Source organism: Streptomyces anthophorae, assembly GCF_049310305.1.
Lineage (GTDB): Bacteria > Actinomycetota > Actinomycetes > Streptomycetales > Streptomycetaceae > Streptomyces.
The window spans coordinates 183131-206721 of the sequence record NZ_JBLWQQ010000001.1; the positions used below are offsets into that span (position 1 = coordinate 183131).

Sequence of the window (23591 nt, forward strand, 5' to 3'; positions counted from 1 at the left end):
CGGGGTTGAAAAGATTCGGGGCTCTGCCCCGTACCCCGCTGCTCAATCGCCGCAGGGGCTCAATAAGAGCTGCTCAATCGCCGCAGGGGCTCAATAGGAGCTGCTCAGTCGGTGGCAGGGGTTGATGTGGCTGCTCGCAGCGCCTCCTCCGCGCCCGCCAGGTCGGCGAAGTGGGTGAGCATTCGGGGGGCGTCCGGCTCGCGCCCGGTGAACAGGCGGAACGCGTCGGCGGCCTGGAAGACGGCCATGCCGCCGCCGTCGAGGACGGCGCAGCCCAGCGCGCGGGCGGTGCGTACGAGTTCGGTCTCCAGCGGCCGGTAGACGACCTCGGCGACCCACAGGCCGGGGTGCAGCAGCTCCGCGGGGAACGGGAGGCCGGGGTGGGCGGCCATGCCGGTGGGGGTGGCGTGCACGATGCCGTCGGCCTCGGCGAGGTGCGCGGCGAGCGCGTCAGGGCCGGCGGGCAGCGCGCGCCCCTCGCCGAAGTGCCGGTTGAGGGAGTCGGCGAGGGCGGCGGCCCGCTCGGGCAGCGCGTCGACGAGCACGATGCGGCCGGCGCCCAGGGTGAGCACCGCGTGCGCGACGGCGGCGCCCGCTCCCCCGGCGCCGAGCTGCACGACGCGCTCCATGCGGGCCTCGGGCAGCCCGCGGGCGAAGGAGGCGGCGAACCCGGTCACGTCGGTGTTGTGGCCGATGGCGCGGCCGCCGTCGAAGACCACGGTGTTGACCGCGCCGAGGGCCGCGGCCTGCGGCGACAGTTCATCGAGGTGTTCGATGACGAGCTGCTTGCAGGGGTGCGTGACGTTCAGGCCGTCGAAGCCGACGGTGCGGGCGGCCCGCAGCAGCTCCCCCACGTTCTCGGGCCGGATGCCCAGTTCGCCGATGTCGAGCCGCCGGTACAGGTACCGCAGGCCCTGCCGGTCCGCCTCCCGCTCGTGCAGGGCCGGGGAGAGCGAGGGGCCGATGCCCTCGCCGATCAGACCGACGAGATAAGAGTCCTGGGGAGAGTCCTGGGGCACGGGGGTCCTCCTGGCCGAGCGGCTAGCTAATGTACGAACTGGTTCGTTACTCATATCAAGTCCGAGGCCCTCCTGGGAAGGGACGGACCCGAACCGGACCGGCACTGATCCGAACGGACCTCGGCACGGCTCCTACAATCGCCGGATGACCACTGTCGAAGAGCCGGCCCGCCGCGCGGGGCGCATCCGCGACGCGGCCCGCACCAAGGCCGAGATCCTCAAGGTCGCCACGGAGGAGTTCGCCCGCGCCGGGTACACGGGCGCCCGCGTCGACGAGATCGCGGCCCGCACCCGCACCACGAAGCGGATGATCTACTACTACTTCGGCGGCAAGGAACAGCTGTTCACGGCCGTACTGGAGCGCAGTTACGCGGTGATCCGGCACGCCGAGCGGGACCTGGACGTCGAGGACCTCCACCCGGTCGCCGCGATCCGCCGACTCGCCGAGCTGACCTTCGATCACCACGAGCAGCACCCGGACTTCATCCGCCTCGTGAGCATCGAGAACATCCACGACGCCGAGCACATCACGGCGTCCGAGACGATCGGGTCACTCAACTCGCCCGCGATCGACGTGATCGGCCGGATCCTGGAGGCGGGCCGGGCGGACGGCGTGTTCACGGCGGACGTGGACGCGGTGGATCTGCACGCGATGATCAGCTCGTTCTGCTTCTTCCGGGTCTCCAACCGGCATACGTTCGGCGCCCTGTTCGGCCGCGACCTGACGGCCCAGGACCGCCGCGAGCACTACCGCACGATGCTGGGCGACATGGTGATCGCGTACCTGACGGCGGGCGGCGACAAGCACTGATCGGCGGAAACGTCCTCGTCGCAACCTCTTGACAGGCGGGAAACACCGGCGCAACATCGCTGGCCATCCGGTACTAACTATCCAGTGGGTTAATTAACTCGGCCGACTCCGGTCCGCCGGGTTGATCCACCCAGCCCTCAAGGAGCCCGCGTGTCCGTCCCCGCAGCATCACCGCGCGCACCACAGGGCCAGCCCCGCAAGGCGGCATTCGCCGCCTGGAGCGGCAGTGCCCTCGAGTACTACGACTTCTTCATCTACGGCAGCGCCGCCGCGCTCGTCTTCCCCAAGGTCTTCTTCGACGAGTCCGATCCGGCCGACGCCACCCTGCTCTCGCTCGCCACGTTCGGCGTCGCGTACGCCGCGCGGCCCGTCGGCGCGTTCTTCCTCGGGCACATCGGCGACCGCCTGGGCCGCCGCAAGATCATGGTGTTCACCGTGGTCCTGATGGGTCTGTCGACGTTCCTGATCGGCTGTCTGCCCACCCGGGACCAGGTCGGCGGATTCGCGCCGCTGCTGCTCGTGCTCTGCCGCATCCTTCAGGGCATCTCGGCCGCGGGCGAGCAGTCCAGCGCGGGCTCGATGACCCTGGAACACGCACCCGAGGACCGGCGGGCGTATTTCACGAGTTTCACGCTCAACGGGACGCAGGCCGGGCAGCTCCTCGCCACCATCGTCTTCCTGCCGATCGCGGCGCTCCCCGAGGACCAGCTCCTGACCTGGGGCTGGCGCATCCCGTTCTGGCTGAGCCTCGGCGTCGCCATCGCCGGGTACGTCATCCGGCGCTCGCTCGACGAGACGCCCGAGTTCGCCCGCAAGGCCGAGTCCGGCGAGGTCGCCAAGCTGCCGCTCGCGGTGCTCTTCCGCGACCACTGGGTGGACGTGCTGCGCGTGATCGGCGGCGCGCTCGTCGCCTCCGTGAGCACCATCTTCACCGTGTGGGCCCTGTCGTACGCGACGAGCGACGCGGTCGGCATGGACCGCTCCGCCATGCTGTGGGTCGGCGCGCTCGCCAACCTCGTGGCGCTCGGCGCAATCCCGCTGTGGGCGCGCCTCGCCGACCGCATCGGCCGCCGTCCCGTGTTCCTGACCGGCGCCGCGGGCAGCGCGCTGCTGATGTTCGGCTACCTGTGGGCCATCTCCACGGGCTCGTACGTCCTCACGTTCGTGCTCGGCATCCTCGCGTTCGGCGTCGTCTACAGCGCGGCCAACGCCGTGTGGCCGGCCTTCTACGGCGAGATGTTCCCGACCCGCGTGCGGCTCTCGGGGATGGCGATCGGCACCCAGATCGGCTTCGCCATCTCGGGCTTCGCGGTGACGTTCGCGGCGCAGATCGCGGGCCCGGCCGGCGACAACTGGTTCGCGGTGGCCATGTTCACCGCGGCCCTGTGTGTGCTCCCGGTGGTGGCGGGGCTCACGGCCCGCGAGACCGTGAACGTACCGACCGCGCGGTTGGGCGAGCGGGACGCGGACACCACCCCGCTCAAGGAGGCTCCGGGCGCGGCGGTCTGACCGCCTCCGCCGCCGGCGCCGGACCTCACGGAGTGGGGGTCCGGCGCTCTCCTGTGCCGATGCCCGCCTTGTGCGCGGCGCTGTGCAGCATCTTGAGGGCGACCAGCAGCACCCCGATGTCGTCGAGGTAGATCGGGTCGGGCAGCAGGTCGACCGGGGAGATCGTGTAGGCGACCGCGGCCCAGAACAGTGCCTTGTTGTGCAGCGGGATGCCGGCGTCGACGAGCAGCCGCCGCGCCTTGAACACCCGGACGAGGAGCACCGCGGCGACCACCAGCATCGCGACTGCCGCGAGCGTGCCGAGAACGATCCACGCGGTACTGTCCATGCCGGTCCCCCTGGGGCGTAGTGCGAGACGTCCCAGGCTAAAGGGTACGGAACGGAGCCTCCCCCACGTGCGACGTGCGGCTCGCCGGGCGAGGATGTGGTCCGAACGCACAAGCGGGTGTCGCGAGGAGGAGGGGCCTGAAGTGCTGATCTACGTGGCCATGATCCTTGGAGGGATCGGCGTGGTCTGCATAGGCATCACGGCGCGGCGGATGGTGACAGGGAATGTCGCCCTCGGCCCGCCGGTCCTGGCGCTGGTGACGGCGTTCGCCGCCGCCGCGCTGATGCTGACGGCGACGGCCCTCGGCCAGTGAGCAGGGGGGCCGCGCCCGGCCCCCGCGGAGCTCACGTCTCGTCGTCGTCCACCACGTGCATCGCGGCCTCCTCGGCCGATGCCGCTCCCCCGCCGTACCCCGCGTCCCGGGCCAGCATGTCCTTCTCGGCGTCCTCGTGGGCACCCTCGTCGGGCGCGATCAGACGGCCCGCGCGGCGCGTTCCCACCTCCGAGTCCAGTGGTTCGCCCTCGCCCTCGCGCAGATCGCCCACGCCGTCGCCGTCCTCCTCGCCGGACTCCAGCGCCTCGTAAGCGTCGACGACGGGGTCGGGCCGCTCTTCCGCGAGGCGCTCGTCGAGCGTCTCGCCGGCCTGCCGTTCCGCCGCGGTGTTGCCGCTGTGCTCGACGGCCAGTGGGCGCTCGGGCGGCGACCATCCCTCGTCGTACGGGTCCACGCCACGGTCGTTCAGGGTGTCCTCGACCTCGAGGATGCCCTCGTCGTCCCGCACGTCAGGGCCCGAGGGCTGATACACCTCGTCGCCCATGGCCGAGTCGTCGCTGCGCTCGGTCATGTCGCGTCACCTCGTCTCCGTGCTCCGTGTCACATGTCCAGCGTGCACCAGTCCGCGCCACCCGGCTGCTTCGGGGGGCCACGCGCGCGTGCGCGAGCATGCACCCGCACTCCGGTCCCTGTCCCGCCGACACCACCGGTTCGGGGACAGATCCGTCCCTCATGGGGCGGGGATGACGGCCAAATGCTTGAGTCCGGCGACGAGCGCGGGAAGAGACCCTTCGTCCGGGTTCTTCACTCTCAGTCCATCAATGTTCACCATCCGCATCCATCCCTCATCCCTCATCCCTCCCAACGATCCGACGGAACGAGGTCGTCGCATGCGCCGCACCGGATTCCTCTCTCTCGCCGCTGCCCCGCTCCTGGCCTTCGCCCCCATGGCCGAGCCGGCCCAGGCACTGACCGTCACGGAGCCCGCGGCGGACTCCGTGCACAGCGCGGGCGCCAGCATGTTCGTCACCTGGAACAACCCCACAGGTCAGAAGCTGGACATGTGGCTCGTGCGGGGCGACGCGTCCCGCGTCGCGCAACTCGCGTCGCGGCTGACGTCGGCGCCGCGCAGCGAGACGTCCACCGTCCTGCCGAACGTGCCGGCGGGCGACGGCTACGCGATCGAGCTGAGAAGCCGCGACGGCGCCGCCCGCGGCTTCAGTCCCTCGTTCGCGGTGGGCTGACCGCCTCCGGCTCCTTCGCCCGCGAGGGCAGCGGCAGCACCCCGACGACGAGCCCGGCGGCCGCCGCGACCGTGCCGGTGACCACGACGCCCGGCCAGCCGCCCGCACCCCACGCCAGGGTTCCGGCCAGCGAGCCGAGCCCGATGCCGAGGAAGCGCAGCGTGAAGTAGACGGTGTTCAGGCGGCTGTGCACGGCCGGGTCCAGGGTGAACAGGACGGTCTGGCAGACGGCCTGGCCGCCCCACACGCCGACGTCGAGCACGATCACGCCCACGACGAGCGCCACGAGCGAGCCGCCCCCGGCAGGCAGCAGGACCAGCCAGCCGACCAGCACGAGCCCGGTCAGCAGGGCGATCGCCCCGCGCCTGCCGAGCCGTTCCGCGCTGCGCCCCGCGTACGGCGAGGCGAGCGCGCTCACGGCGGCGACGAGGCCGAACATCCCGGCGGCCGTGGAGCCGAGCCCGTAGGTGTCCGTGACCAGGAAGGTCAGCGTCGTCCAGAACGCGCCGAACGCGATCCCGACCAGCGCCCCGGACACCACGACCCGCGCCACGAGCGGCTGCCGGGCGAGGCCGGGCAACGAGCGGAGCACTGCCTTGTACGAGCCGGTGGCGCGCCCCCGCACCTTGGGCAGCCGGCGGGCGAGCACGCCCATGAGCGCCAGCGTGAGCAGGCAGGAGGCGACGTACACGGTCCGCCACCCGGCGAACTCGGCGAGGGCACCCGCGTACGCGCGCGAGGCGAGCACGCCGACGAGCAGGCCGCCCTGCACCGCGCCGACGGTGCGCCCGCGGCCCGGCCCGTCGTCACCGCCTTCGGCGAGGGCGACGGCGAGCGGGGTGATCACTTGCGGCACCGGCGAGCACAGCCCGACGACGAAGCTCGCCACCGCGAGGAAGGCCGCCGTCGGGGCGAGCGCGCAGGCCGCGAGGGCGAGGGAGGAGGCACCTGCGAGGACGAGAATGATGCGGCGCCTGTCGTGGCTGTCGCCGGCCGGGACGACCAGCAGGATGCCGAGCGCGTAGCCGAGCTGAGTGGCGGTCGGCACGGCGCCCAGCGCGTCGGGGGACGTGCCGAGCGAGTCGGCGACCGGGCCGAGGATCGGCTGGCAGAGGTAGACGTTCGCGGCGGTCACGGCACAGGTGACCGCGAGGAGGACCGTCGGGGCTTGGGTTCTGGGAGGTGCGGCGTTCACATACCGCGACGTTAGGCCGCCGGTGGGTGGCACACTTTCGTGGTCGAGCCAACACCTGTCGAGAGTGCGCCATGTACGGAAAGAGCGAGGACCGCGAGGACTACCAGAACGTGCCGCGGCCCTTGGCGGCGATGGCCCGTGACCTGCCCGACGGTCACCACATCCCGCCGCACCAGCACCGCCGCGCGCAGCTGATCTACGGCACCACGGGCGCCATCACCGTCACCACCGAGCACGGCGCCTGGGTCGTCCCCGCCACCCGCGGGGCGTGGGTCCCGGGCGGGCTCACGCACGCGATGACCTGCGCGGGAGCCGTGGCCATGCGGACGCTGTACATCGCCACCGACACGGCCGTACGCCTGCCCGACGCGCCCACCGTCGTCTCGGTCCCGCCGCTCCTTCGCGAGCTGATCGACGCGGCGACCCGGATCCCGGTGGAGTACGACCGCGAGGGCCGCGACGGCGTCCTGGTGCAGCTGCTGCTGCACGAACTCGCCCCGCACCCGGTGCCCGCGCTGCACCTGCCGACGCCGAAGGACCCGCACCTGGAAGCGCTGTGCGCGGCGGTCCAGGAGCGTCCGGGCGAGCGCTGGACGACGGCGCAGGCCGCCGCGTTCGCGCATCTCAGCGCGCGCAGTCTTCAGCGCCGGTTCACGGCCGCGACAGGAATGAGCCTGGCCCGCTGGGTCCAGCAGGCCAGGCTCATCCACGCGGTGACGCTGCTCGCCAGGGGCGTGCCCGTCACGACGGTCTCGGGCGCGGTCGGCTACGCGACGCCCAGCGCGTTCACGGCGATGTTCCGCCGCGCGCTGGGCACGCGGCCGACGGCGTACTTCACGTGAGGACGCGCGGACGCGTCACCCGAGCACGCGCGCGTACGTCGGTCACTTGAGGGCGACCAGCGACGCCAGGCCCATCAGGCCGACGAGGACGCCGCCGCAAAGGCCGACGCAACGCGCCTTCAGGCGCTCGTAACGCGTCTCGTACTCGGTGCGCAGCTCCGTTGCCCGCGCCACGATCTGCCCGAGCGCGGCCTTGTGGAAGACGAGGCGCTCCTCGACGAAGACGCGCCGCACCTCCTCGCGCTGCGCCCCGGTGAGCCAGTCGAGCCGGTCGGTGAACGCCTCGGCCTGCGCATGGGCCTCGGTGACCTTCGAGTTCCACAGCAGATATCCCTCCATCTGCTGGATGCCCGCGCTCACGTCGTGCTCGGTGCTGCTCATGCGGATGCGTCCTCGTGCCGGTTCTCGGCGTGGTCGAGGGCGGCGACGCCGGGATGGTGCAGGTCGAACGCCGGGGATTCGGAGCGGACGCGGGGCAGCGTGAGGAAGTTGTGCCGCGGCGGCGGGCACGAGGTGGCCCACTCCAGGGAGCGACCGTAACCCCACGGGTCGTCGACCTCGACCTTCTTGCCGTACTTGCCGGTCTTCCAGACGTTGTAGAAGAACGGCAGCAGCGACAGGCCGAGCAGGAACGAGGAGATCGACGAGATGGTGTTCAGTGCGGTGAAGCCGTCGGCCGCGAGGTAGTCCGCGTAACGCCGCGGCATGCCCTCGACGCCCAGCCAGTGCTGCACCAGGAACGTGCCGTGGAAGCCCACGAACAGCGTCCAGAAGGTGATCTTGCCAAGGCGCTCGTCGAGCATCTTGCCGGTCATCTTCGGCCACCAGAAGTGGAAGCCGGCGAACATCGCGAAGACGACCGTGCCGAACACCACGTAGTGGAAGTGCGCCACCACGAAGTACGAGTCCGAGACGTGGAAGTCCAGCGGCGGCGCGGCCAGGATGACTCCCGTCAGACCACCGAACAGGAAGGTCACGAGGAAGCCGACCGACCACAGCATCGGTGTCTCGAAGGACACCGAGCCCTTCCACATCGTTCCGATCCAGTTGAAGAACTTCACGCCCGTTGGCACGGCGATCAGGAACGTCATGAACGAGAAGAACGGCAGCAGTACACCACCGGTGACGTACATGTGGTGCGCCCACACCGTGATGGAGAGACCGGCGATCGCGATCGTGGCGCCGACCAGGCCCGAGTAGCCGAAGATCGGCTTGCGCGAGAAGACCGGGATCACTTCGGAGACGATGCCGAAGAACGGCAGGGCGATGATGTACACCTCCGGGTGGCCGAAGAACCAGAAGAGGTGCTGCCACAGCAGCGCGCCGCCGTTGGCCGCGTCGAAGACATGGGCACCGAACTTGCGGTCCGCTTCCAGGGCGAACAGCGCGGCGGCCAGGACCGGGAAGGCGAGCAGGACCAGCACACCGGTCAGCAGCACGTTCCACACGAAGATCGGCATCCGGAACATCGTCATGCCGGGCATGCGCATGCAGATGATGGTGGTGATGAAGTTGACCGAGCCGAGGATCGTGCCGAAGCCGGAGAAGGCGAGGCCCATGATGCCCAGGTCGGCGCCGATGCTCGTGGTGTGGATCGCGTCCGACAGCGGCGCGTACATGAACCAGCCGAAGTCGGGGCCGCCCTGCGGGGTGAGCAGTGCACCGGCCGCCATCAGCGAGCCGAACAGGTACAGCCAGTAGGCGAACATGTTCAGCCGCGGGAACGCGACGTCGGGGGCACCGATCTGGAGCGGCATGATCCAGTTCGCGAAGCCGGAGAACAGCGGCGTCGCGAACATCAGGAGCATGATCAGGCCGTGCATCGTGAAGGCCTGGTTGAACTGTTCGTTCGACAGGATCTGCAGTCCGGGGCGGGCCAGTTCGGCGCGCATGAAGAGCGCCATGATGCCGCCGACGCAGAAGAACGCGAACGAAGTGATGAGATACAGCGAGCCGATCGTCTTGTGGTCAGTGGTGGTGAGCCACTTGATCACCACCGCACCGGGCTGCCGCGCGTGTGCGGTCTCCGAATCCGGTGCCTCGGCGCTCGCCGCCGCGCTCTCCAGGGACGTCATCAGGTAGTCGCTTCCTTGGCCGGTGTACAGGACACGACCACGACTAGCGGACGTCGGGGCGGGAAGCGGGGACACGCGCGCCCGCGCGTCCCCGGTTCCCTCGAATGCAGCAGCGAGGCGTCAGTGCGACAGTCGGATGTCGTGCTGGACGACGCCCAACGAGTCCTCCACGCTGATCAGTTCGGCACGCGGGGTGTGCCGGGACCCGGAGATCACGAGCGTGTGGGTGCCGGTGGGCAGACCCTCCACCGTGTAACTCCCCTGGTTCACCGCCGCCTTGGCGAGCCGCTTGCCGCGGGCGCTGATCACGGTGATCCAGGCGGGGCAGTCCTCGGGGTGCTCGGCGCACTCCACGCGGCCGGTGACGCGGGCCCTGCTGACGGTGGCCGGTTCACGACGCTGCTGTGGCGCGTGCGGGGCCTGCGGCTTCGGCTTGGGCGCGGGTACCGGCTCCGGCCGCGGTTCGCCCCAGGCCGCCATCACGGCGCGGGTGCGGCGCTGCATCGGGGACGCGGGCCGCTGGGCGGCGCCGTTGCCGGTGGCGACGGGCAGGCCGGCCTGCTCGGCGTACGCGGCCAGGGTCTCGTCGAGGGCGTCGAGCTCGCGCAGCGCGGTGTGCAGACGCTGGGCGCGCTGCCCCGACCTGGCGGGGGCCAGTTCGGCGCGCAGCTCCCGCAGGAGCGGGCTCACCCTGCGGTACGTGCCCTCGGGCTCGCCGGTCGCGAAGAACCGGTCGAGTTCCTTGAGGGACGCGGTGACCGTGGCGGTGACGAGGCGGGCGCGTTCGACGAGCCGCGGCGGCAGGTCGATGTCTATGTCGGCGGCCGAGGCCAGCGCGCGGGCGTGACCCGTCGCGGAGGTCAGCAGGGCGACGCGGTGCTCCGCGGCCGGACCGCTGACGCCGACCGGCATGCGGACCAGCGGCTTGGCGACGGCCTGCACCTGGAGCAGCGCGGCGTCCACGGCGCGGGCGGCGCCGCGCAGCCGGACCGGGGTGTCGGGCTGCGTCCAGCGCTGCTCGACCTGCGCGACGACCTGGGCGAGTACGTCGACGTAGCCGCGCTCGGCCTCCTGGACGACGGTGCGCCGGGCCAGCGGGAAGATCAGGGCGGCGCAGGCGGTGGCGACGAGGACGCCGATGCCGTTGTCCAGGAGCCGCTCGCCGAGGAGGTGGTCCATGCCGCTCTCGGGCGTGGAGAGTGCGTACAGCTGGCACAGTGCGACGACGAGGCCGACTACCCAGCAGGCGTAGGCGCGGGCCATGCCCCAGGCGCCGAAGGTGAGTCCGGCGACGATGACCGTGAGCGTCCAGTAGACGTGCCCCTGGCCGATGAGGTGGACCAGGAGGATGCCGAGGACGGCGCCGACGACGGTGCCCACCATGCGGTGGCCGAACTTCCGCAGCCGCTCGTGGGTGGTGTTGGTGCCGAACAGCGTGATCATCACGCCGACCAGGCCCCAGTAGAAGCGGTGCGGGTCGATGGCGTCGGAGATCGGGACGACGATCGCGGCGGCCACGGCGGCGTGCGCGGGGACCCGGATGTACGGGATGGCGCGGCGCCAGCCGGACTCGGTGGTCCCGGCGAGCACACGGCGGGTGGGGCCCGCGGAGCCCGGCAGCCGGTTGTTCTCCAGGGCGACGGTCGGCTTGAAGGGGACCTCGGCCTTGTCCGCGACGGCGCTCGCGCCGAGCGTGAGCCAGTTGTGCAGGGCGCGGGCGAGGGAGTCGAGGAGGTGGCCGACGCGGCGCGCGAGCACCGCGGCCTCCACGTCGTCGGCGGGGGCTGCCGGATCGGCGAGGACCGCCTCGGCGCGCTCCTGGATGTGGAGGGCTGCGGGCTGGAGGCCCTCGGCCTCGCGTATCGGGGTGTCGCGGGCGAGCACGAGGCCGACGGCGAGCGCCTCGCGCAGCTGCTCGGGGACGGGCAGCCGGGTCAGTTCCTGGACGGCCTGCCCGATGCCGCGCAGCGCGAGCTCCGCGTCGAAGAGGTGCCGGTGCAGGAGTTCCGCGGCGGCCGGGTCGGCGGCGACCTCGGGCTGGGCGAGGCGGCCGTCGATGGTCACGGTGGTGATGTTGAGGCGGCGCAGCGAGCGGCTCATGCGGCGCACGGCCCGCTCCTGGTCGGCGTCGGGGTCGACGGCGTCCACGGCGGCGTCGGCGACGCGCCGCGCCTCGACGACGAAGGCGCGCTGGGTGCGCAGCAGGTCCTCGCGCGGCATCGGGTAGCACAGCAGGAGCCGCGTCACGAGGACGGCGGCGGCGGACACCAGGGCGACCGCGAAGGCCTTGCCGACGAGCGCGACGGGGATGCCCGCGAGCATCCCGACCATCATGCCGTTGAACAGCATCATGCCGGTGACCAGCGGGATCGCCCCGAACCTGGCGAGCAGGAAGGTGACGGCGAGGGCCGCGATCATCAGCACCATCTGCGGGACGCGCTTGCCGTTCAGCGTCGCGCACAGCCACAGCGCGACGGTGTACGGGAACGGCATCCACAGGATGGCGCGGGCGAGGCGGTCCCAGGTGTTCTCGGCGACCGCGAAGGCGCTCATCAGGCCCATCATCCCGGCGACCATCATGCCGATCATGTCGGGGATGCCGAGCGCCTCGGCCATCGCGTAGCCGACGGCGAGAGCGGTCACCATGGCGACGAGGGTGCGCCAGCCGGTCTGGAGCTGACCGAGTCCGGGGTCGGCCGCGAGGACCCAGTCCCACCATCTGCGGGGTCCTGCGACCCGATGGGGTGCGAGGTCCGCTCCCGGTGGGGCGTCGCTCGTGGCGGTGTGCTGGTCCGGCAGGGTGCCCGGGGTGGTCAACTGGCCTCCGATTCCATGGCGTTCAACAAGATGTTCAGCGCATCCCGCGCGGTGGACACCGCGCGCTCCGGGTCATCGACGGCCCCGCCCTCGAGCGCGGTCAGCAGAGCGGCGGCCATCCGCTGCCGCCCCGCTTCGAGCAGGGCGCGCCCCGCGGGCGTCAGCGAGGTCTCGACGGCGCGCCGGTCGTCCTCGCAGCGCCGCCGCTCGACGAGCCCGGCCTCCCCCAGCTTCTGGAGGAGCACGGTCACGCGCGGCTGCGCCATGCCGGTGCGGGCGGCGAGCCCGGTCACCCGGCACGGCCCGCCGTCCAGCGCGTCGAGCAGGGCTACCTGGCTCCGCGTGAGCCCGAACTCGCCTTCCCTGAAAAGGGATTGACCGAGCTGGGCGATACCGCGCAGGAGCCCTCGGGCAGCGCCTTCGATGCGCTGGGCCTCCGCGGCGTCGACGGACTCCGGAGATAGATGCATATAGAAAGAATATACATGAGCCTTACACGCAGCCGACGGCGGGGCACCACTCACCGACCACCCGCCGTCCGGCGAAATACGTATCCGCCCCGCTGCCCGCTCCCCGGCGGACGCCCCCGGTGGGAAGGTTCCCGTATGGACGGGGGGATCCTGGAGCGGGATCTCGAGCTGGGGCGACTGGCCGACGCCGCCCGGGACGCGGCACAGGGGGCCGGTTCGGTCACGCTCGTCCTCGGCGAGGCCGGAATCGGAAAGTCGTCCCTGGTCCGGGCCCTGCCCACGGTGCTGCCTGCCGGCGCCCGCCTCCTCGTCGGACACTGCGACGACCTGGCCACGGGCCGCCCGCTCGGCCCGCTGCGCGACCTCGTCGGCAGCGTGGGCGCCGAGCTGGCCCGCGCCCTGCGCGACGCGGGTGACCGGCACCGCATCTACGAGGCGCTGCACGCCGAGCTGGCGGGCGCCCCACATCCCGCGGTGCTCGTCGTCGAGGACGTGCACTGGGCGGACGAGGCCTCGCTGGACGCGCTGCGCTATCTGGTGCGCCGCATCGAGCGGCTGCCCGCCGTGCTCGTGCTCACCTACCGGGACGACGAGCTGGGGCGCGGCCATCCGCTGCGCCAGCTGCTCGGCCAGGTGTCGGGGGCGGCCCGCGCGCACCGGCTGCCCCTCGCCCCGCTGTCGCGCGCGGCAGTCGGCAGCCTGTGCGCGGCGTCGGGGCTCGATGCGGCCCAGGTGTACGCGGCGACGTCCGGGAATCCGTTCTTCGTCGCCGAGGTGCTGGCTGCGGGCGGTACGGGCGTGGTTCCGCCCACCGTCGTCGACGCGGTCCTGGCCCGCCTGCGCCGCCTCGACGACGCCGCGCGGGACGCCCTCGAACAGCTGGCCGTGGTGCCGTCGGCCGTGGAGCTGCCCCTGGTCGACACCTTGCTGCCGGACGGCTGCGCGGCGCTCGCGGCGGCCGAACAGGGCGGGCTGCTGACCGTGGCGACCGATCGAGTGGCGTTCCGGCACGAGATCATCCGCCGCGCCGTCGCCGACTCGCTGCCCGCGGCGCGCCGCATCGCGCTCGACCGGGCGGTGCTCGCCGCGCTTGTGGCCACGCCGGACGCCGACCGCTCCCGGATCGTGCACCACGCGGCGGCGGCCGGAGACCTCGACGCGGTGGCGCGGTACGGGCCCCGGGCGGCACGCGACGCGGCGCGGGCGGGCGCGCACCGGGAGGCCGCCGCGCATCTGCGCCTCGTACTGCGCCAGCGAGCGCGTCACGGCCCCGCCGAGCTGGCCGGTCTGCTGGAGCAGTACGCCGTCGAGAGCTACACCATCGGCGATTCGGACGCCGCCGTCACCGCGCAGCGGGACGCCGTGGAGCTGCGCCGTAGCCTTGGCGAACCACGGGCGCTCGGCGCGGATCTGCGCTGGCTTTCGCGGATCCACTGGTGGGCGGGGGACGCGGCGGCGGCCGAGACGGCCGCGCGCGAGGCCCTCGCGGTACTCGAACGGGCCGGTGACGAGCGGCTGTTGGCGCTCGCCCTCAGCAACACGGCGCAGTTGCGGATGCTCTCGGACGCGTACGCGCAGGCCGTCGAGTACGGGGAGCGGGCCATCGCGCTGGCCCGCAGGGCGGGCGACCCGGCGATCCTCGCGCACGCGCTCAACAACGTCGGTTCGGCGCGCTGGCGGGACGGTGACCCGCTGGGGCAGCGGCAGTTGGAGGAGAGTCTGGCGGTGGCGCTGGCCTCGGGCGAGGTGGAGCACGCGTGCCGCGCCTACGCCAATATCGTCTGGTCGCTCCTGGACGACCTGCGGTTCGCCGAGGCGGACCGGCACCTCTCCCCCGCCATCGATCTCGCCGACCGGGCCGAGCACCTCGGTTTCCTGACGTACCTGCACGTCGAGCTGGCGCTGCGGAAGTTCGCGGCGGGCGACTGGGCGCAGGCCGAGCGGTACGCGCGGCTCGGCGCGGACGTCTTCCCGCCGGCCCGCTGCCCCGCTCTCACGGTCCTCGCCCGCGTCCGGGTGCGGCGCGGTGAGCCCGGCGGCGATGAACTGCTCGACCAGGCCTGGCGGATCGCGGTGGGCACCGACGAGTTGCAGCGCCTCGGCCCGGTCGCGGCGGCCCGCGCGGAGGCCGCGTGGCTGCGCGGCGACCCGGCGGGCGTGCTCGCCGCCGCCGAGCGCGTGCACGAGCGGGCCCTCCGGCTCGCCGCGCCGCAGCGCTACGAGCTCGGCTACTGGCTGGCACGGGCGGGCAGGCCCGCACCGGCCGACGGGGCGACCCACCCGTACGCGCTCCAGGCCGCGGGTCAGTGGGACAAGGCCGCCGAGCTGTGGCACACGGCGGGCTGCCCGTACGAGGAGGCGGCCGCGCTCGCCCAGAGCCCCGACCCGGCCGACAAGCTGAGCGCGCTCACCACCCTGGACGCGCTGGGCGCCGCGCCGCTCGCCCGCCTGGTCCGCGCCGAGCTCCGCGAACTCGGCGTGCGTCGTGTCCCCCGCGGCCCGTACGCGGCGGCGCGCGGCAATCCGGCGGGGCTGACCAGCCGTCAACTCCAGGTCCTGCGGCTTCTGATGGAAGGGCTGACCAACGCGGAGATCGCCGGGCGGCTCGTCCTGTCCGTCCGCACGGTCGACAACCACGTCCGCGCCGTCCTGGAGAAGCTCGACGCGCCCACCCGGCGCCGGGCCGCCCAGCGGGCGGTCGAGCTCGGCCTTACGGCGGCCGACGAAACGTAGGTATCCCCGCGCCCGAGGTGGGTGACCGCCACGCATGCACGGCCGTGCGCGACGCCCGTAGAACGGGGCGGACGACACCCACTCGACACGGGGGACCGCATGACCAGCACACCCGCACAGGCGGCGCGCCAGGAACTGACCGGATTCCGGGGGACGTTGACCGGGCCCACGGACTCCGGGTACGAGGAGGCCCGCGCCGTCTACAACGCGATGATCGACCGGCGTCCCGCGCTCGTCGCGGGCTGCGCCGACGCGGGCGACGTGGAGAAGGTGATCGCCTTCGCCCGCCGTCACGAGCTTCCGCTCGCGGTGCGCGGCGGCGGCCACCACGGCGCGGGGCTCGGCACCTGCGAGGCCGGTGTGGTCGCCGACCTCGCGCCCATGAACTCCGTCGAGGTCGACGCGGCCGCCCGCACCGTGACGGTCGGCGGCGGCGCCACCTGGGGCCTGGTCGACACGGCGACGCACGAGCACGGCCTGGCCACGCCCAGCGGCATCATCTCCACCACCGGCGTCGGCGGCCTCGCGCTCGGCGGCGGCCTCGGTCACCTCACCCGGCGCTGCGGCCTCACCGTCGACAACATCCTGGCGGCGGAGGTCGTCCTCGCCGACGGCACCCCGGTGCGCGCGGACGCCGACACCAACACGGACCTGTTCTGGGCGATCCGGGGCGGCGGCGGCAACTTCGGCGCCGTCACCTCCTTCACGTTCCGGCTGCACGACGTGAGCACCGTGGTCGCCGGGCCGACCTTCTGGCCCGCCGAACAGGGCGCCGAGATCCTCGCCGCCTACCGCGAGTTCCTGCCCTCCGCGCCCCACGACGTCAACGCCTTCTTCCTGTACGGGTCCGTGCCTCCGGCGCCGCCGTTCCCCGAGGAACTGCATCTGCGCAAGGTGTGCGGGGTCGTGTGGTGTCACACGGCCGGGGATCCGGAGGCGGCGGACCGCGCCATGGCGCCGCTCCTGGGTGACCTGCCCGCGCCGCTGCTGCACGCGGTCGCGCCGATGCCGCACCCCGCGATGCAGTCGATGTTCGACGGCCTGTACCCGCCGGGCGACCAGTGGTACTGGCGGGCCGACTTCGTCGAGGAGATCCCGGACGAGGCCGTGGAGCTGCACGCCAAGTTCGGGCCGCAGACACCGTCCATGCAGTCGACGATGCACCTCTACCCGATCGACGGCGCCGCCCACGAGGCCGGCCCGTCGGACACCGCGTTCAGCTACCGGGACGCGCGCTGGGCGAGTGTGTTCGCGGGCGTGGACCCGGACCCGGGCAACGCGGACCTGCTGCGGCGCTGGACGGTCGACTACTTCGAGGCCCTGCACCCGTACTCGGCGGGCGGCGCGTACGTGAACATGATGATGGACGAGGGGCAGGAGCGGGTGCGGGCGAGCTACCGCGGCAACTACGCCCGTCTGGCCCGCGTCAAGGCCGCCCTCGACCCGGACAACGTGTTCCGCAACAACCAGAACATCCAGCCGGACCCGGCCGCGCGGGACAACGTCCGGCCGTGAGGGCGCGGTGAACCCACGACGCGCCGCCCGGCCTCCGGAAACGTAGCGTGGTCGCATGTGCTGGAGTGCGACGGCCGATCTGGTGGCGGGTGGCGCGGTCACCGCCGTGGGCGTGGGGTGTGTGACGCGGGCGGTGCGCACCCGGCCGCGGGCCGTGCCGCTCGCGGCGCTGCCGCTGCTGCTGGGGGCGCACCAGCTCATCGAGGCGGTGATCTGGAACGACGGCGGTGGCAGCGGCCCCGCCGTCGTCGCCTGGGCGGTGATCGCGCTGCCGCTGCTGCCGCTGTGGGTGCCGGCCGCCGTGTGGTGCGCGGCGGCTCCGCACGCCCGCCGCAGGCTGCTCGTGCCGCTCGCGGCGGGCGTCGTGACGGCGGGGGCGCTCGGGTACGTCCTGGCGACGCGCACCGTGACCGCCGAGGTCCGCGGACACACCATGGGCTATTCGATCGGCCTGCCGTATGCCGGATGGCTGCTCGCGGGCTATCTGCTCGCGACGATCGGCTCACTGCTGCTGTCGGGAGAGCGGATCCTGGTGCTGCTCGGTGTGCTCGCGGCGGTCGCCGCGGGCGTGTGCGCGGCGCTGTGGCGCTGGGAGTTCATCTCCACGTGGTGCGCCGGCGCCGCGCTCTGCTCCCTGGTGCTGTACGGGTGGCTGCGCGGGGATTCCCGTACGGTCAGCCGCAGTTGAGGTTGCTGACCGGGCTGATCTCCTGCCCCTGGGCGGGGCCGCTGTTCCAGAAGAGGATCACCCGGTGGTCGTGCACGCCCGCGCATCCGGCGCTGAGGGTGGCGCTCCCGCTGCCCACCCACGTCTGCTCGGCGTCGTCGGCCCAGCCGTACCAGCGCGAGCTCTGGAGCACCGCCTTGAACGTCCAGTTGTTGGCGCAGCCGGTGCTGTTGGCGGTGGCGGTGATGGTGCCGGGCGGGCCCTGGACGGGGATGCCGGGGTCGGAGTTGCAGCCGTCGGCGGCGACGGCCGGGGTGTGCGCGGTGGCGAGCCCGGCGAGGGTGAGGACCGCGGCGGCGAGCACCGAACGAATGACGCGCTTGGTGTGGTTCATGGGTCCACGGCTACCAGCCGCCCGCCGCCGTCCGCCCGGGCCACGCTGTCCACGTCCCCCTTTGGGGTCAGTGGTTGTGGCACCGGGTTGCCGTCAGTCGGTGATCGTCACACAGGGCAGGCCGACGCTGTCGCCGCCGCGGAAGCCCTCGGCGCACAGCCGGGTGCCCGGCGCGAAGTGCCGCTGTGGGTAGGCCTGGTCGCGGTAGGTGCGGAACGCGTCGACGTCCTCGACCTTAGTGTTCGCGGACCAGCCGTCGGTGGTCCAGACGCGGGCGCTGATCCGGTGCGGCTGGTTGGTGTTGATGACGGACACCTCGACGCGGCCCAGGTAGGTGCCGGTGTCGTAGGTCTCGATGCACACCGCGTTGTTGCACCACTTGCCGTCGGCGGCGGCCGGCTGCCCGACGGCGATGACGCAGCCGAGGGCGGCGACGGCCGCGGCGACCGAGGAGAAGGTCTTCTTGACGGCGGCCCGCATGGTGTCCCGCATGGGTGACTCCCTGTGTCTCGTACGACGTGGTGCGCGGAGCCGGTCGTCCGCGCTTCGCGCGCATCAACGTCGTACGCGACCAGGGGTTACGTCTCCTGCGTCCGGACGGTGAGCTCCCCGTCGCCCACCTCGACCCGGATCTTGCCGCCCGCCGCGATCTCGCCGTCGAGCAGCATCCGGGAGAGCCGGTTGTCGAGCTCGCGCTGGATGGTCCGGCGCAGCGGGCGCGCGCCGTACTCCGGCTTGTGGCCGCGGCGGGCCAGCCATTCGACGGCCTCGGGGGCGAACTCGACGGTAATGTCCTGGGCGTGCAGGCGGCGCCTGGTCTCGTCGAGGAGGAGGTCGGTGATGCGGGCCAGCTGTTCGGTGCTGAGCCGCCGGAAGATCACGATCTCGTCGACGCGGTTGAGGAACTCCGGGCGGAAGTGCTCCCGCAGCGGGCGCAGGACCTGTTCGCGGCGCGCGGTCTCGTCGGCGGAGTCGTCGGTGCGAAAACCGAGCGCGGTGCCGCGTCCGGCGATGGCCTCGGAGCCGAGGTTGCTGGTCATCACGATGACCGTGTTGGTGAAGTTGACCGTGCGGCCCTGGGCGTCGGTGAGGCGGCCGTCGTCGAGGACCTGGAGCAGGGTGTTGAACACGTCGGGGTGTGCCTTCTCCACCTCGTCGAGCAGGATCAGCGAGTACGGGTGGCGGCGCACGGCCTCGGTGAGCTGCCCGGCCTCCTCGTGGCCGACGTAGCCGGGCGGCGCGCCCACGAGGCGGGAGACGGTGTGCTTCTCCTGGAACTCGCTCATGTCGAGCCGGACCATGCGTTCCTGGCTGCCGAAGAGCGCCTCGGCGAGGGCGCGGGCCAGTTCGGTCTTGCCGACGCCTGTGGGGCCGAGGAAGAGGAAGCTGCCGATGGGGCGGTCGGGGCTGGCGAGCCCGGCGCGGGAGCGCAGGACGGCCTCGGAGACGGCGGTGACGGCCTCGTCCTGGCCGATGACCCGCTCGTGCAGATGCTGTTCGAGGCCGAGCAGGCGCTCCTTCTCCTCCTGGGTGAGGCTGCTGACGGGGATGCCGGTCTGGCGGGACACGATCTCGGCGATGTCCTCGGCGGTCACCTCGACGATGTGTCCGTCGCCGGGATCGGGCTCGCGCGCACCCTCGATCCGGCTGGTCAACTCGCCGATCCGGTCGCGCAGTTCGGTGGCCCGCTCGTACTGTTCCGCGGCCACGGCCTCGTCCTTGTCGCGGGTGAGGTCGTCGACCTGCCGCTCCAGGGCACGTACGTCGGTGGTCTTGGTGCGGTCGCGCAGCCGGACGCGGGCGCCGGCCTGGTCCATCAGGTCGATGGCCTTGTCCGGCAGGAAGCGGTCGGTGAGGTACCGGTCGGAGAGGTCGACGGCGGCGAGCAGCGCCTCGTCGGCGTACCGGACCTGGTGGTGCGCCTCGTAGCGGTCGCTCAGTCCGCGCAGGATCTCCACGGCGTCCGCCGTCGTCGGCTCGGGCACCAGGATCGGCTGGAAGCGGCGCGCGAGCGCGGCGTCCTTCTCGATGTGCCGCCGGTACTCCTCCAGGGTGGTGGCTCCGATGACGTGCAACTCGCCGCGCGCCAGGGCGGGTTTGAGCATGTTGCCCGCGTCCATCGAGCCGCCCTCGGAGCCGCCGCCCGCGCCGACGACGGTGTGCAACTCGTCGATGAACACGATGAGTTCGTCCGGGTGGGCGCGCACCTCGTCGATGATGCCGTTCAGGCGTTCCTCGAAGTCGCCGCGGTAGCGGGTGCCCGCGACGACGCCCGACAGGTCGAGCGAGACGAGGCGGCGCCCGCAGAGCGTCTCGGGCACGTCGCCCTCGGCGATGCGCTGGGCGAGGCCCTCGACGATCGCGGTCTTCCCGACACCCGCGTCGCCGATGAGCACGGGGTTGTTCTTGCCCCTGCGGGAGAGCACCTCGACGGTCTGCTCGATCTCCTCGTCGCGGCCGATGACCGGGTCGAGGCGGCCCTGGCGGGCCCGGTCGGTGAGATCTTCGCCGAAGCGGTCCAGGTTGGGGGTGGCGGCCGTGCCCCTCCCCTGCTGGGCGCCGGGCCGGGTTTCCGCGGATCCGGGCGGCGGGGTCTGCGGCGCCGGGTCCGGGGTGAAGCGGGCCTGATTGAGGAGGTGTCCCGCCGCCGAGTCGGGGTTGGCCGCGAGCGCCAGCACGATGTGGTCGGGGCCGATGTAGGCGACGCCCGACTCCCGCGCGATCACATGTGCGTCGAGCAGGGCCCGCTTGACCGCCGGGGTCACGGAGAGTGACTGCGGGGTGCGGCTCGGCTCACCGCTGCCCGCGTGCCGGTCGATCTCCCCCGCCAGCCGGTCGGGGTCGGCGCCGGCCCGCGTCACGAGGCTGCGGGTGGGTTCGAGGGAGAGCGCCGCCCACAGCAGGTGCCCGGTGTCGAGGTCGCCCCGGCCGTGCTCGGTGGCGTAGTTCGCGGCCGTGGCGACGAGATGGCGGGCGGGACCGCTCATCAGCCTGCCGATGTCGACCTGCCGTCGGCCACCGCCGAGAAACCGCGAGAAGAAGTCGCCGAAGGGGTCCTGTCCGGGACCGTCGGCCCCGGTGTATCCGCTGCTCATACCCATCCGTCCCGGCATGCGCCGCCCGCGTGCGGCGGCGCTGCCTCGTCGACGTCCGTCCGGGGTCCGCGTAGCCCGCTGTGGCGTGGATAAACGTCGTGGACCGTACGGGGCGTCCGCGTCAGGCGAAGGTGCGGCGGTACGTCTGGGGGCTGACTCCCGTGGTGCGCTTGAAGCGGTCGCGGAAGGCGGTGGGCGAGCCGAAGCCGACCTGCGCGGCGATCCGCTCCACGGGATGTGGTGTGGTCTCCAGGAGATGCTGGGCCTGCCGGATGCGGGCGCGGTGCAGCCACTGCAACGGCGTGCTGCCGGTGTGTTCGCGAAAGCGCCGCATGAGGGTACGAGTGCTGACCCCCGCGTGCGCGGCGATGTCGGCGAGGCCGAGGTCCCGTTCAAGGTTCTCCCGCAACCAGGCGAGGAGCGGCTCGAAGGTCGAACCCTGCGGCGTCGGCGCGTGGTCGTGCACGATGAACTGGGCCTGGCCGCCCTCGCGCTCCAGCGGCATGACGGAGAGCCGGGCCGCGTCGGCGGCGACCGCGGACCCGTAGTCGCGGCGGATCATGTGCAGGCACAGGTCGAGCCCGGCGGCCGCGCCGGCCGAGGTGAGGATCTGACCGTTGTCGACGTACAGGACGCCGGGGTCGACCTCGATCTCGGGGTGGGTGGCGGCGAGCAGGTCGGCGCCGATCCAGTGGGTGGTGGCGCGCAGGCCGTCCAGGAGCCCGGTGGCGGCGAGGGGGAAGGTGCCCGAGCAGATCGAGGCGATCCTGGTGCCGTCGGCGGCGGCCGCCCGCAGCGCGTCGCGGACGGCGGGGGCGAGCGGCGGTGGGGGCGGCGGTACCCGGCACGATGACCGCCCAACTCTCCATGCTGACCGGTGTGTTCAACCTTCTGTGGGCCGCGGTCACCGTGCTGATGATCGTCCGGCCCGGTTCGACGACCGGTTCCTGACGGGAACCTTGAACGGACGACGAACAGTTGGCGAAGCCCGGCGACCGGACCCGTCGCCCGGCCCGGCGGGTCCGTACCGTCCCGCACATGGGATGGCTGGAGATCGCCTTCACCGCCGTGGGGCTGCTGATCGGCGTGGTGTCCATCGTCACGCCGTTCGTCGCCGACCGGCGCGCGCGGCGCAGCAGGCGGGTCGGATTCCGCAAGCAGATGGACATCGCCATAGGGCACAACGGCCAGACGGGCGCCGGCGACGCGCGGCTCGGGCTCTTCACCGACCTGCCCGAGATGCGCGACGCCACCCTCGTGCTGCTGCGGATCGAGAACGACGGCTCGCGGCACGTCGACACGGGCGACTACATCGACGCGTCGGAGCGGTACGGGCTCACCGCAGAGTTCACCGGGCGCAGCATTCAGGCGCTGGATGTCACCCTGCCCGAGGAACACTCCAACCTGTCGGGCTACTTCGAGCGACGACCGGGACTGCTCATCGAGTCGCCCGGCAGGCTCCGCATCCCGAAGGTCCCCCTGAAGCCGGGCGCGTACTACAAGATCCTGGTGCTGCTCACGGGCGGCGGCGAAGGGGACAAGGTCGCCGTCACCGGTGACATCAAGGACGGCACGCTGCACGAGAACCACAGCCTCACGCCGGACGAGAAGCCTCCGGTGTTCAGCGGCCGGGCCCGCTGGACCACCGTCACGCTCGGCGTCGCCCTGATCGCGGCGGCCACCCTGCCGCTGCTCACCCCCTCACCGCTGCCGGACGACTGCGAATCGGGCAGGCTGCGGCTGACCGGGTCCACGGCGTTCGCCCCGGTGCTGAAGGAGTTGGCGGAGAAGTACCGCGGTCACTGCGGGGACGAGCCGCGGATCACGGTCGCGGCGCGCGGCAGCCGTACCGGGGTGCGTGAACTCGCCCTGTCCGGCGAGGAGTCGGGCAGCGCCGCGGGGGTCATCGCGTTCTCCGACGGGCCCCGCCCGGCGAGCTACACGCGGCTGAGCGAGAGCCGCATCGCGGTGTCCCTGTTCACGCTCGTCGCGCACGACGACGTCCGTCTCACCGACCTGTCCGTGGCCGACGTACGGCGCGTCTACCGGGGCGAGATCCGCAACTGGTCGCAGTTGGGCGGGCCGGAGCTGCCGGTCGTCCTGGTCGGCCGCACCTCCGGCTCGGGCACCCGGTCAGCCCTCACGGCACGGGTGCTCGCGGATGCGGACGAGCCGCCCGCGTCCTCGGACGACTGCGTCAACCGCACGGCCCGCACCGGCGCGCGCGTCCTGCGCTGCGAACTGGACTCGACGGAACAGGTCCTCGACACCGTGGCCCGCACCCCCGGCGCCCTCGGCTACAGCGAGCTGCGCGCGGCGTCGCCGCCGGACGCGCCGAAGGGTCTGCACCGCCTCACCCTCGACGGCCACACCCCGGACCCGGACCGGATCGACGCGGGCGGCTACCCGTACCGCGAGATCGAGTACGCGTACACCTACGGCCGCCCGCCGACGGACTCGCTCGCCGCCGGCTTCCTCGCGTACGCCGTCGACAACGGCACGGGCAAGGGCGTCGTCGCCACCCACGGTCACCTTCCCTGCGGGACGCCGGTGGGGCTGCGGGTGTGCGGCAAGGACGGCTGACGGGCACGGCGAGCAGCGGA

At 72.5% G+C, this 23591-nt stretch carries 20 protein-coding genes and 1 pseudogene; 9 read left to right on the forward strand and 12 right to left on the reverse strand.

Translation table 11 applies throughout. The annotated features are described in order from the left end of the window. Window positions 1–104: 104 nt before the first annotated feature. Window positions 105–1019, reverse strand: a complete 915-nt coding sequence (locus tag ACNYS0_RS00750; RefSeq protein WP_422470642.1) for a shikimate dehydrogenase — start codon at window positions 1017–1019, stop codon at window positions 105–107. A gap of 145 nt (window positions 1020–1164) precedes the next feature. Here ACNYS0_RS00750 and ACNYS0_RS00755 point away from each other — a divergent pair, with 145 nt between their 5' ends. Both ACNYS0_RS00755 and ACNYS0_RS00760 read left to right on the forward strand, forming a co-directional pair. Continuing rightward, window positions 1165–1830: a TetR/AcrR family transcriptional regulator gene (locus tag ACNYS0_RS00755; protein ID WP_422470643.1), complete on the forward strand. Its 666-nt coding sequence runs from the start codon at window positions 1165–1167 to the stop codon at window positions 1828–1830. Window positions 1831–1980: 150 nt separating this feature from the next. Then, window positions 1981–3339: an MFS transporter gene (locus ACNYS0_RS00760; protein WP_422470644.1), complete on the forward strand. Its 1359-nt coding sequence runs from the start codon at window positions 1981–1983 to the stop codon at window positions 3337–3339. A gap of 25 nt (window positions 3340–3364) precedes the next feature. On the opposite strand, the gene ACNYS0_RS00765 is transcribed toward ACNYS0_RS00760, so the two are convergent. After that, entirely contained in the window at window positions 3365–3667 is a 303-nt protein-coding gene (locus ACNYS0_RS00765; RefSeq protein WP_422470645.1) for a YkvA family protein, read from the reverse strand. 142 nt (window positions 3668–3809) lie between these two features. Between ACNYS0_RS00765 and ACNYS0_RS00770 the strand changes: the two genes are divergently transcribed. Next, the gene (locus ACNYS0_RS00770) at window positions 3810–3980 is read left to right on the forward strand and encodes a hypothetical protein (protein ID WP_385757755.1); all 171 of its coding nucleotides are present in this window, start codon (window positions 3810–3812) and stop codon (window positions 3978–3980) included. Window positions 3981–4011: 31 nt separating this feature from the next. On the opposite strand, the gene ACNYS0_RS00775 is transcribed toward ACNYS0_RS00770, so the two are convergent. Continuing rightward, a complete protein-coding gene (locus tag ACNYS0_RS00775; RefSeq protein ID WP_422470646.1) occupies window positions 4012–4512 on the reverse strand; it encodes a DUF5709 domain-containing protein in 501 nt (166 codons plus the stop codon). Window positions 4513–4831: 319 nt separating this feature from the next. Here ACNYS0_RS00775 and ACNYS0_RS00780 point away from each other — a divergent pair, with 319 nt between their 5' ends. Further along, window positions 4832–5185: a Ser-Thr-rich GPI-anchored membrane family protein gene (locus ACNYS0_RS00780; protein WP_422470647.1), complete on the forward strand. Its 354-nt coding sequence runs from the start codon at window positions 4832–4834 to the stop codon at window positions 5183–5185. Here the strand turns inward: ACNYS0_RS00780 and ACNYS0_RS00785 are convergent. Beyond that, complete coding sequence (locus ACNYS0_RS00785; RefSeq protein ID WP_422470648.1) at window positions 5160–6380, reverse strand: MFS transporter; 1221 nt, start codon at window positions 6378–6380, stop codon at window positions 5160–5162. The genes ACNYS0_RS00780 and ACNYS0_RS00785 overlap by 26 nt on opposite strands. Window positions 6381–6451: 71 nt before the next feature. On the opposite strand from ACNYS0_RS00785, the gene ACNYS0_RS00790 reads away from it, so the two are divergent. Continuing rightward, a complete protein-coding gene (locus tag ACNYS0_RS00790; protein WP_422470649.1) occupies window positions 6452–7222 on the forward strand; it encodes an AraC family transcriptional regulator in 771 nt (256 codons plus the stop codon). A 42-nt stretch (window positions 7223–7264) separates the two neighbouring features. Here the strand turns inward: ACNYS0_RS00790 and ACNYS0_RS00795 are convergent, their stop codons facing one another. The 4 genes from ACNYS0_RS00795 to ACNYS0_RS00810 form a co-directional block, all read right to left on the reverse strand. Beyond that, window positions 7265–7603: a hypothetical protein gene (locus ACNYS0_RS00795; RefSeq protein WP_422470650.1), complete on the reverse strand. Its 339-nt coding sequence runs from the start codon at window positions 7601–7603 to the stop codon at window positions 7265–7267. After that, window positions 7600–9297, reverse strand: coding sequence for an aa3-type cytochrome oxidase subunit I (gene ctaD / locus ACNYS0_RS00800; protein WP_422470651.1), 1698 nt, complete (start codon window positions 9295–9297; stop codon window positions 7600–7602). The genes ACNYS0_RS00795 and ctaD overlap by 4 nt, the downstream gene beginning before the upstream one ends. 120 nt (window positions 9298–9417) lie before the next feature. After that, a complete protein-coding gene (locus ACNYS0_RS00805; protein WP_422470652.1) occupies window positions 9418–12114 on the reverse strand; it encodes an FUSC family protein in 2697 nt (898 codons plus the stop codon). Continuing rightward, a complete protein-coding gene (locus ACNYS0_RS00810; protein ID WP_422470653.1) occupies window positions 12111–12584 on the reverse strand; it encodes a MarR family winged helix-turn-helix transcriptional regulator in 474 nt (157 codons plus the stop codon). The genes ACNYS0_RS00805 and ACNYS0_RS00810 overlap by 4 nt, the downstream gene beginning before the upstream one ends. A 135-nt stretch (window positions 12585–12719) precedes the next feature. On the opposite strand from ACNYS0_RS00810, the gene ACNYS0_RS00815 reads away from it, so the two are divergent. The 3 genes from ACNYS0_RS00815 (at window position 12720) to ACNYS0_RS00825 (ending at window position 17520) form a co-directional block, all read left to right on the forward strand. Continuing rightward, window positions 12720–15317 carry an ATP-binding protein gene (locus ACNYS0_RS00815; protein ID WP_422470654.1) on the forward strand — a complete coding sequence of 866 codons (2598 nt, stop codon included), beginning with the start codon at window positions 12720–12722 and terminating at the stop codon, window positions 15315–15317. A gap of 99 nt (window positions 15318–15416) precedes the next feature. Next, window positions 15417–16832 (forward strand): FAD-binding oxidoreductase, encoded by a 1416-nt coding sequence (locus ACNYS0_RS00820; RefSeq protein ID WP_422470655.1) that lies wholly within the window; start codon window positions 15417–15419, stop codon window positions 16830–16832. Between the two features lie 55 nt (window positions 16833–16887). Next, window positions 16888–17520: a DUF6629 family protein gene (locus ACNYS0_RS00825; protein ID WP_422470656.1), complete on the forward strand. Its 633-nt coding sequence runs from the start codon at window positions 16888–16890 to the stop codon at window positions 17518–17520. On the opposite strand, the gene ACNYS0_RS00830 is transcribed toward ACNYS0_RS00825, so the two are convergent. The 4 genes and pseudogenes from ACNYS0_RS00830 to ACNYS0_RS00845 all read right to left on the reverse strand — a co-directional run. Next, entirely contained in the window at window positions 17507–17893 is a 387-nt protein-coding gene (locus tag ACNYS0_RS00830) for a hypothetical protein (protein ID WP_422470657.1), read from the reverse strand. The two genes, ACNYS0_RS00825 and ACNYS0_RS00830, sit on opposite strands and share 14 nt — an antisense overlap. 93 nt (window positions 17894–17986) lie before the next feature. Continuing rightward, window positions 17987–18385 (reverse strand): hypothetical protein, encoded by a 399-nt coding sequence (locus ACNYS0_RS00835; protein ID WP_422470658.1) that lies wholly within the window; start codon window positions 18383–18385, stop codon window positions 17987–17989. Between the two features lie 86 nt (window positions 18386–18471). After that, the gene (locus tag ACNYS0_RS00840; protein ID WP_422470659.1) at window positions 18472–20988 is read right to left on the reverse strand and encodes an ATP-dependent Clp protease ATP-binding subunit; all 2517 of its coding nucleotides are present in this window, start codon (window positions 20986–20988) and stop codon (window positions 18472–18474) included. Window positions 20989–21109: 121 nt separating this feature from the next. Then, window positions 21110–21842, reverse strand: a pseudogene (locus ACNYS0_RS00845) (GlxA family transcriptional regulator); the annotation flags it as partial. A gap of 184 nt (window positions 21843–22026) precedes the next feature. Between ACNYS0_RS00845 and ACNYS0_RS00850 the strand changes: the two are divergent. Beyond that, entirely contained in the window at window positions 22027–23571 is a 1545-nt protein-coding gene (locus tag ACNYS0_RS00850; protein ID WP_422470660.1) for a PstS family phosphate ABC transporter substrate-binding protein, read from the forward strand. Window positions 23572–23591: the final 20 nt, after the last annotated feature.

Coding starts and splice junctions, on each gene's coding strand:
- ACNYS0_RS00755 (WP_422470643.1), top strand. CDS start 1,165: ATGACCACTGTCGAAGAGCCGGCCCGCCGCGCGGGGCGCATCCGCGAC.
- ACNYS0_RS00765 (WP_422470645.1), bottom strand. CDS start 3,667: ATGGACAGTACCGCGTGGATCGTTCTCGGCACGCTCGCGGCAGTCGCG.
- ACNYS0_RS00775 (WP_422470646.1), bottom strand. CDS start 4,512: ATGACCGAGCGCAGCGACGACTCGGCCATGGGCGACGAGGTGTATCAG.
- ACNYS0_RS00780 (WP_422470647.1), top strand. CDS start 4,832: ATGCGCCGCACCGGATTCCTCTCTCTCGCCGCTGCCCCGCTCCTGGCC.
- ACNYS0_RS00790 (WP_422470649.1), top strand. CDS start 6,452: ATGTACGGAAAGAGCGAGGACCGCGAGGACTACCAGAACGTGCCGCGG.
- ACNYS0_RS00795 (WP_422470650.1), bottom strand. CDS start 7,603: ATGAGCAGCACCGAGCACGACGTGAGCGCGGGCATCCAGCAGATGGAG.
- ctaD (WP_422470651.1), bottom strand. CDS start 9,297: ATGACGTCCCTGGAGAGCGCGGCGGCGAGCGCCGAGGCACCGGATTCG.
- ACNYS0_RS00810 (WP_422470653.1), bottom strand. CDS start 12,584: ATGCATCTATCTCCGGAGTCCGTCGACGCCGCGGAGGCCCAGCGCATC.
- ACNYS0_RS00815 (WP_422470654.1), top strand. CDS start 12,720: ATGGACGGGGGGATCCTGGAGCGGGATCTCGAGCTGGGGCGACTGGCC.
- ACNYS0_RS00820 (WP_422470655.1), top strand. CDS start 15,417: ATGACCAGCACACCCGCACAGGCGGCGCGCCAGGAACTGACCGGATTC.
- ACNYS0_RS00825 (WP_422470656.1), top strand. CDS start 16,888: ATGTGCTGGAGTGCGACGGCCGATCTGGTGGCGGGTGGCGCGGTCACC.
- ACNYS0_RS00830 (WP_422470657.1), bottom strand. CDS start 17,893: ATGAACCACACCAAGCGCGTCATTCGTTCGGTGCTCGCCGCCGCGGTC.
- ACNYS0_RS00835 (WP_422470658.1), bottom strand. CDS start 18,385: ATGCGGGACACCATGCGGGCCGCCGTCAAGAAGACCTTCTCCTCGGTC.
- ACNYS0_RS00840 (WP_422470659.1), bottom strand. CDS start 20,988: ATGAGCAGCGGATACACCGGGGCCGACGGTCCCGGACAGGACCCCTTC.
- ACNYS0_RS00850 (WP_422470660.1), top strand. CDS start 22,027: ATGGGATGGCTGGAGATCGCCTTCACCGCCGTGGGGCTGCTGATCGGC.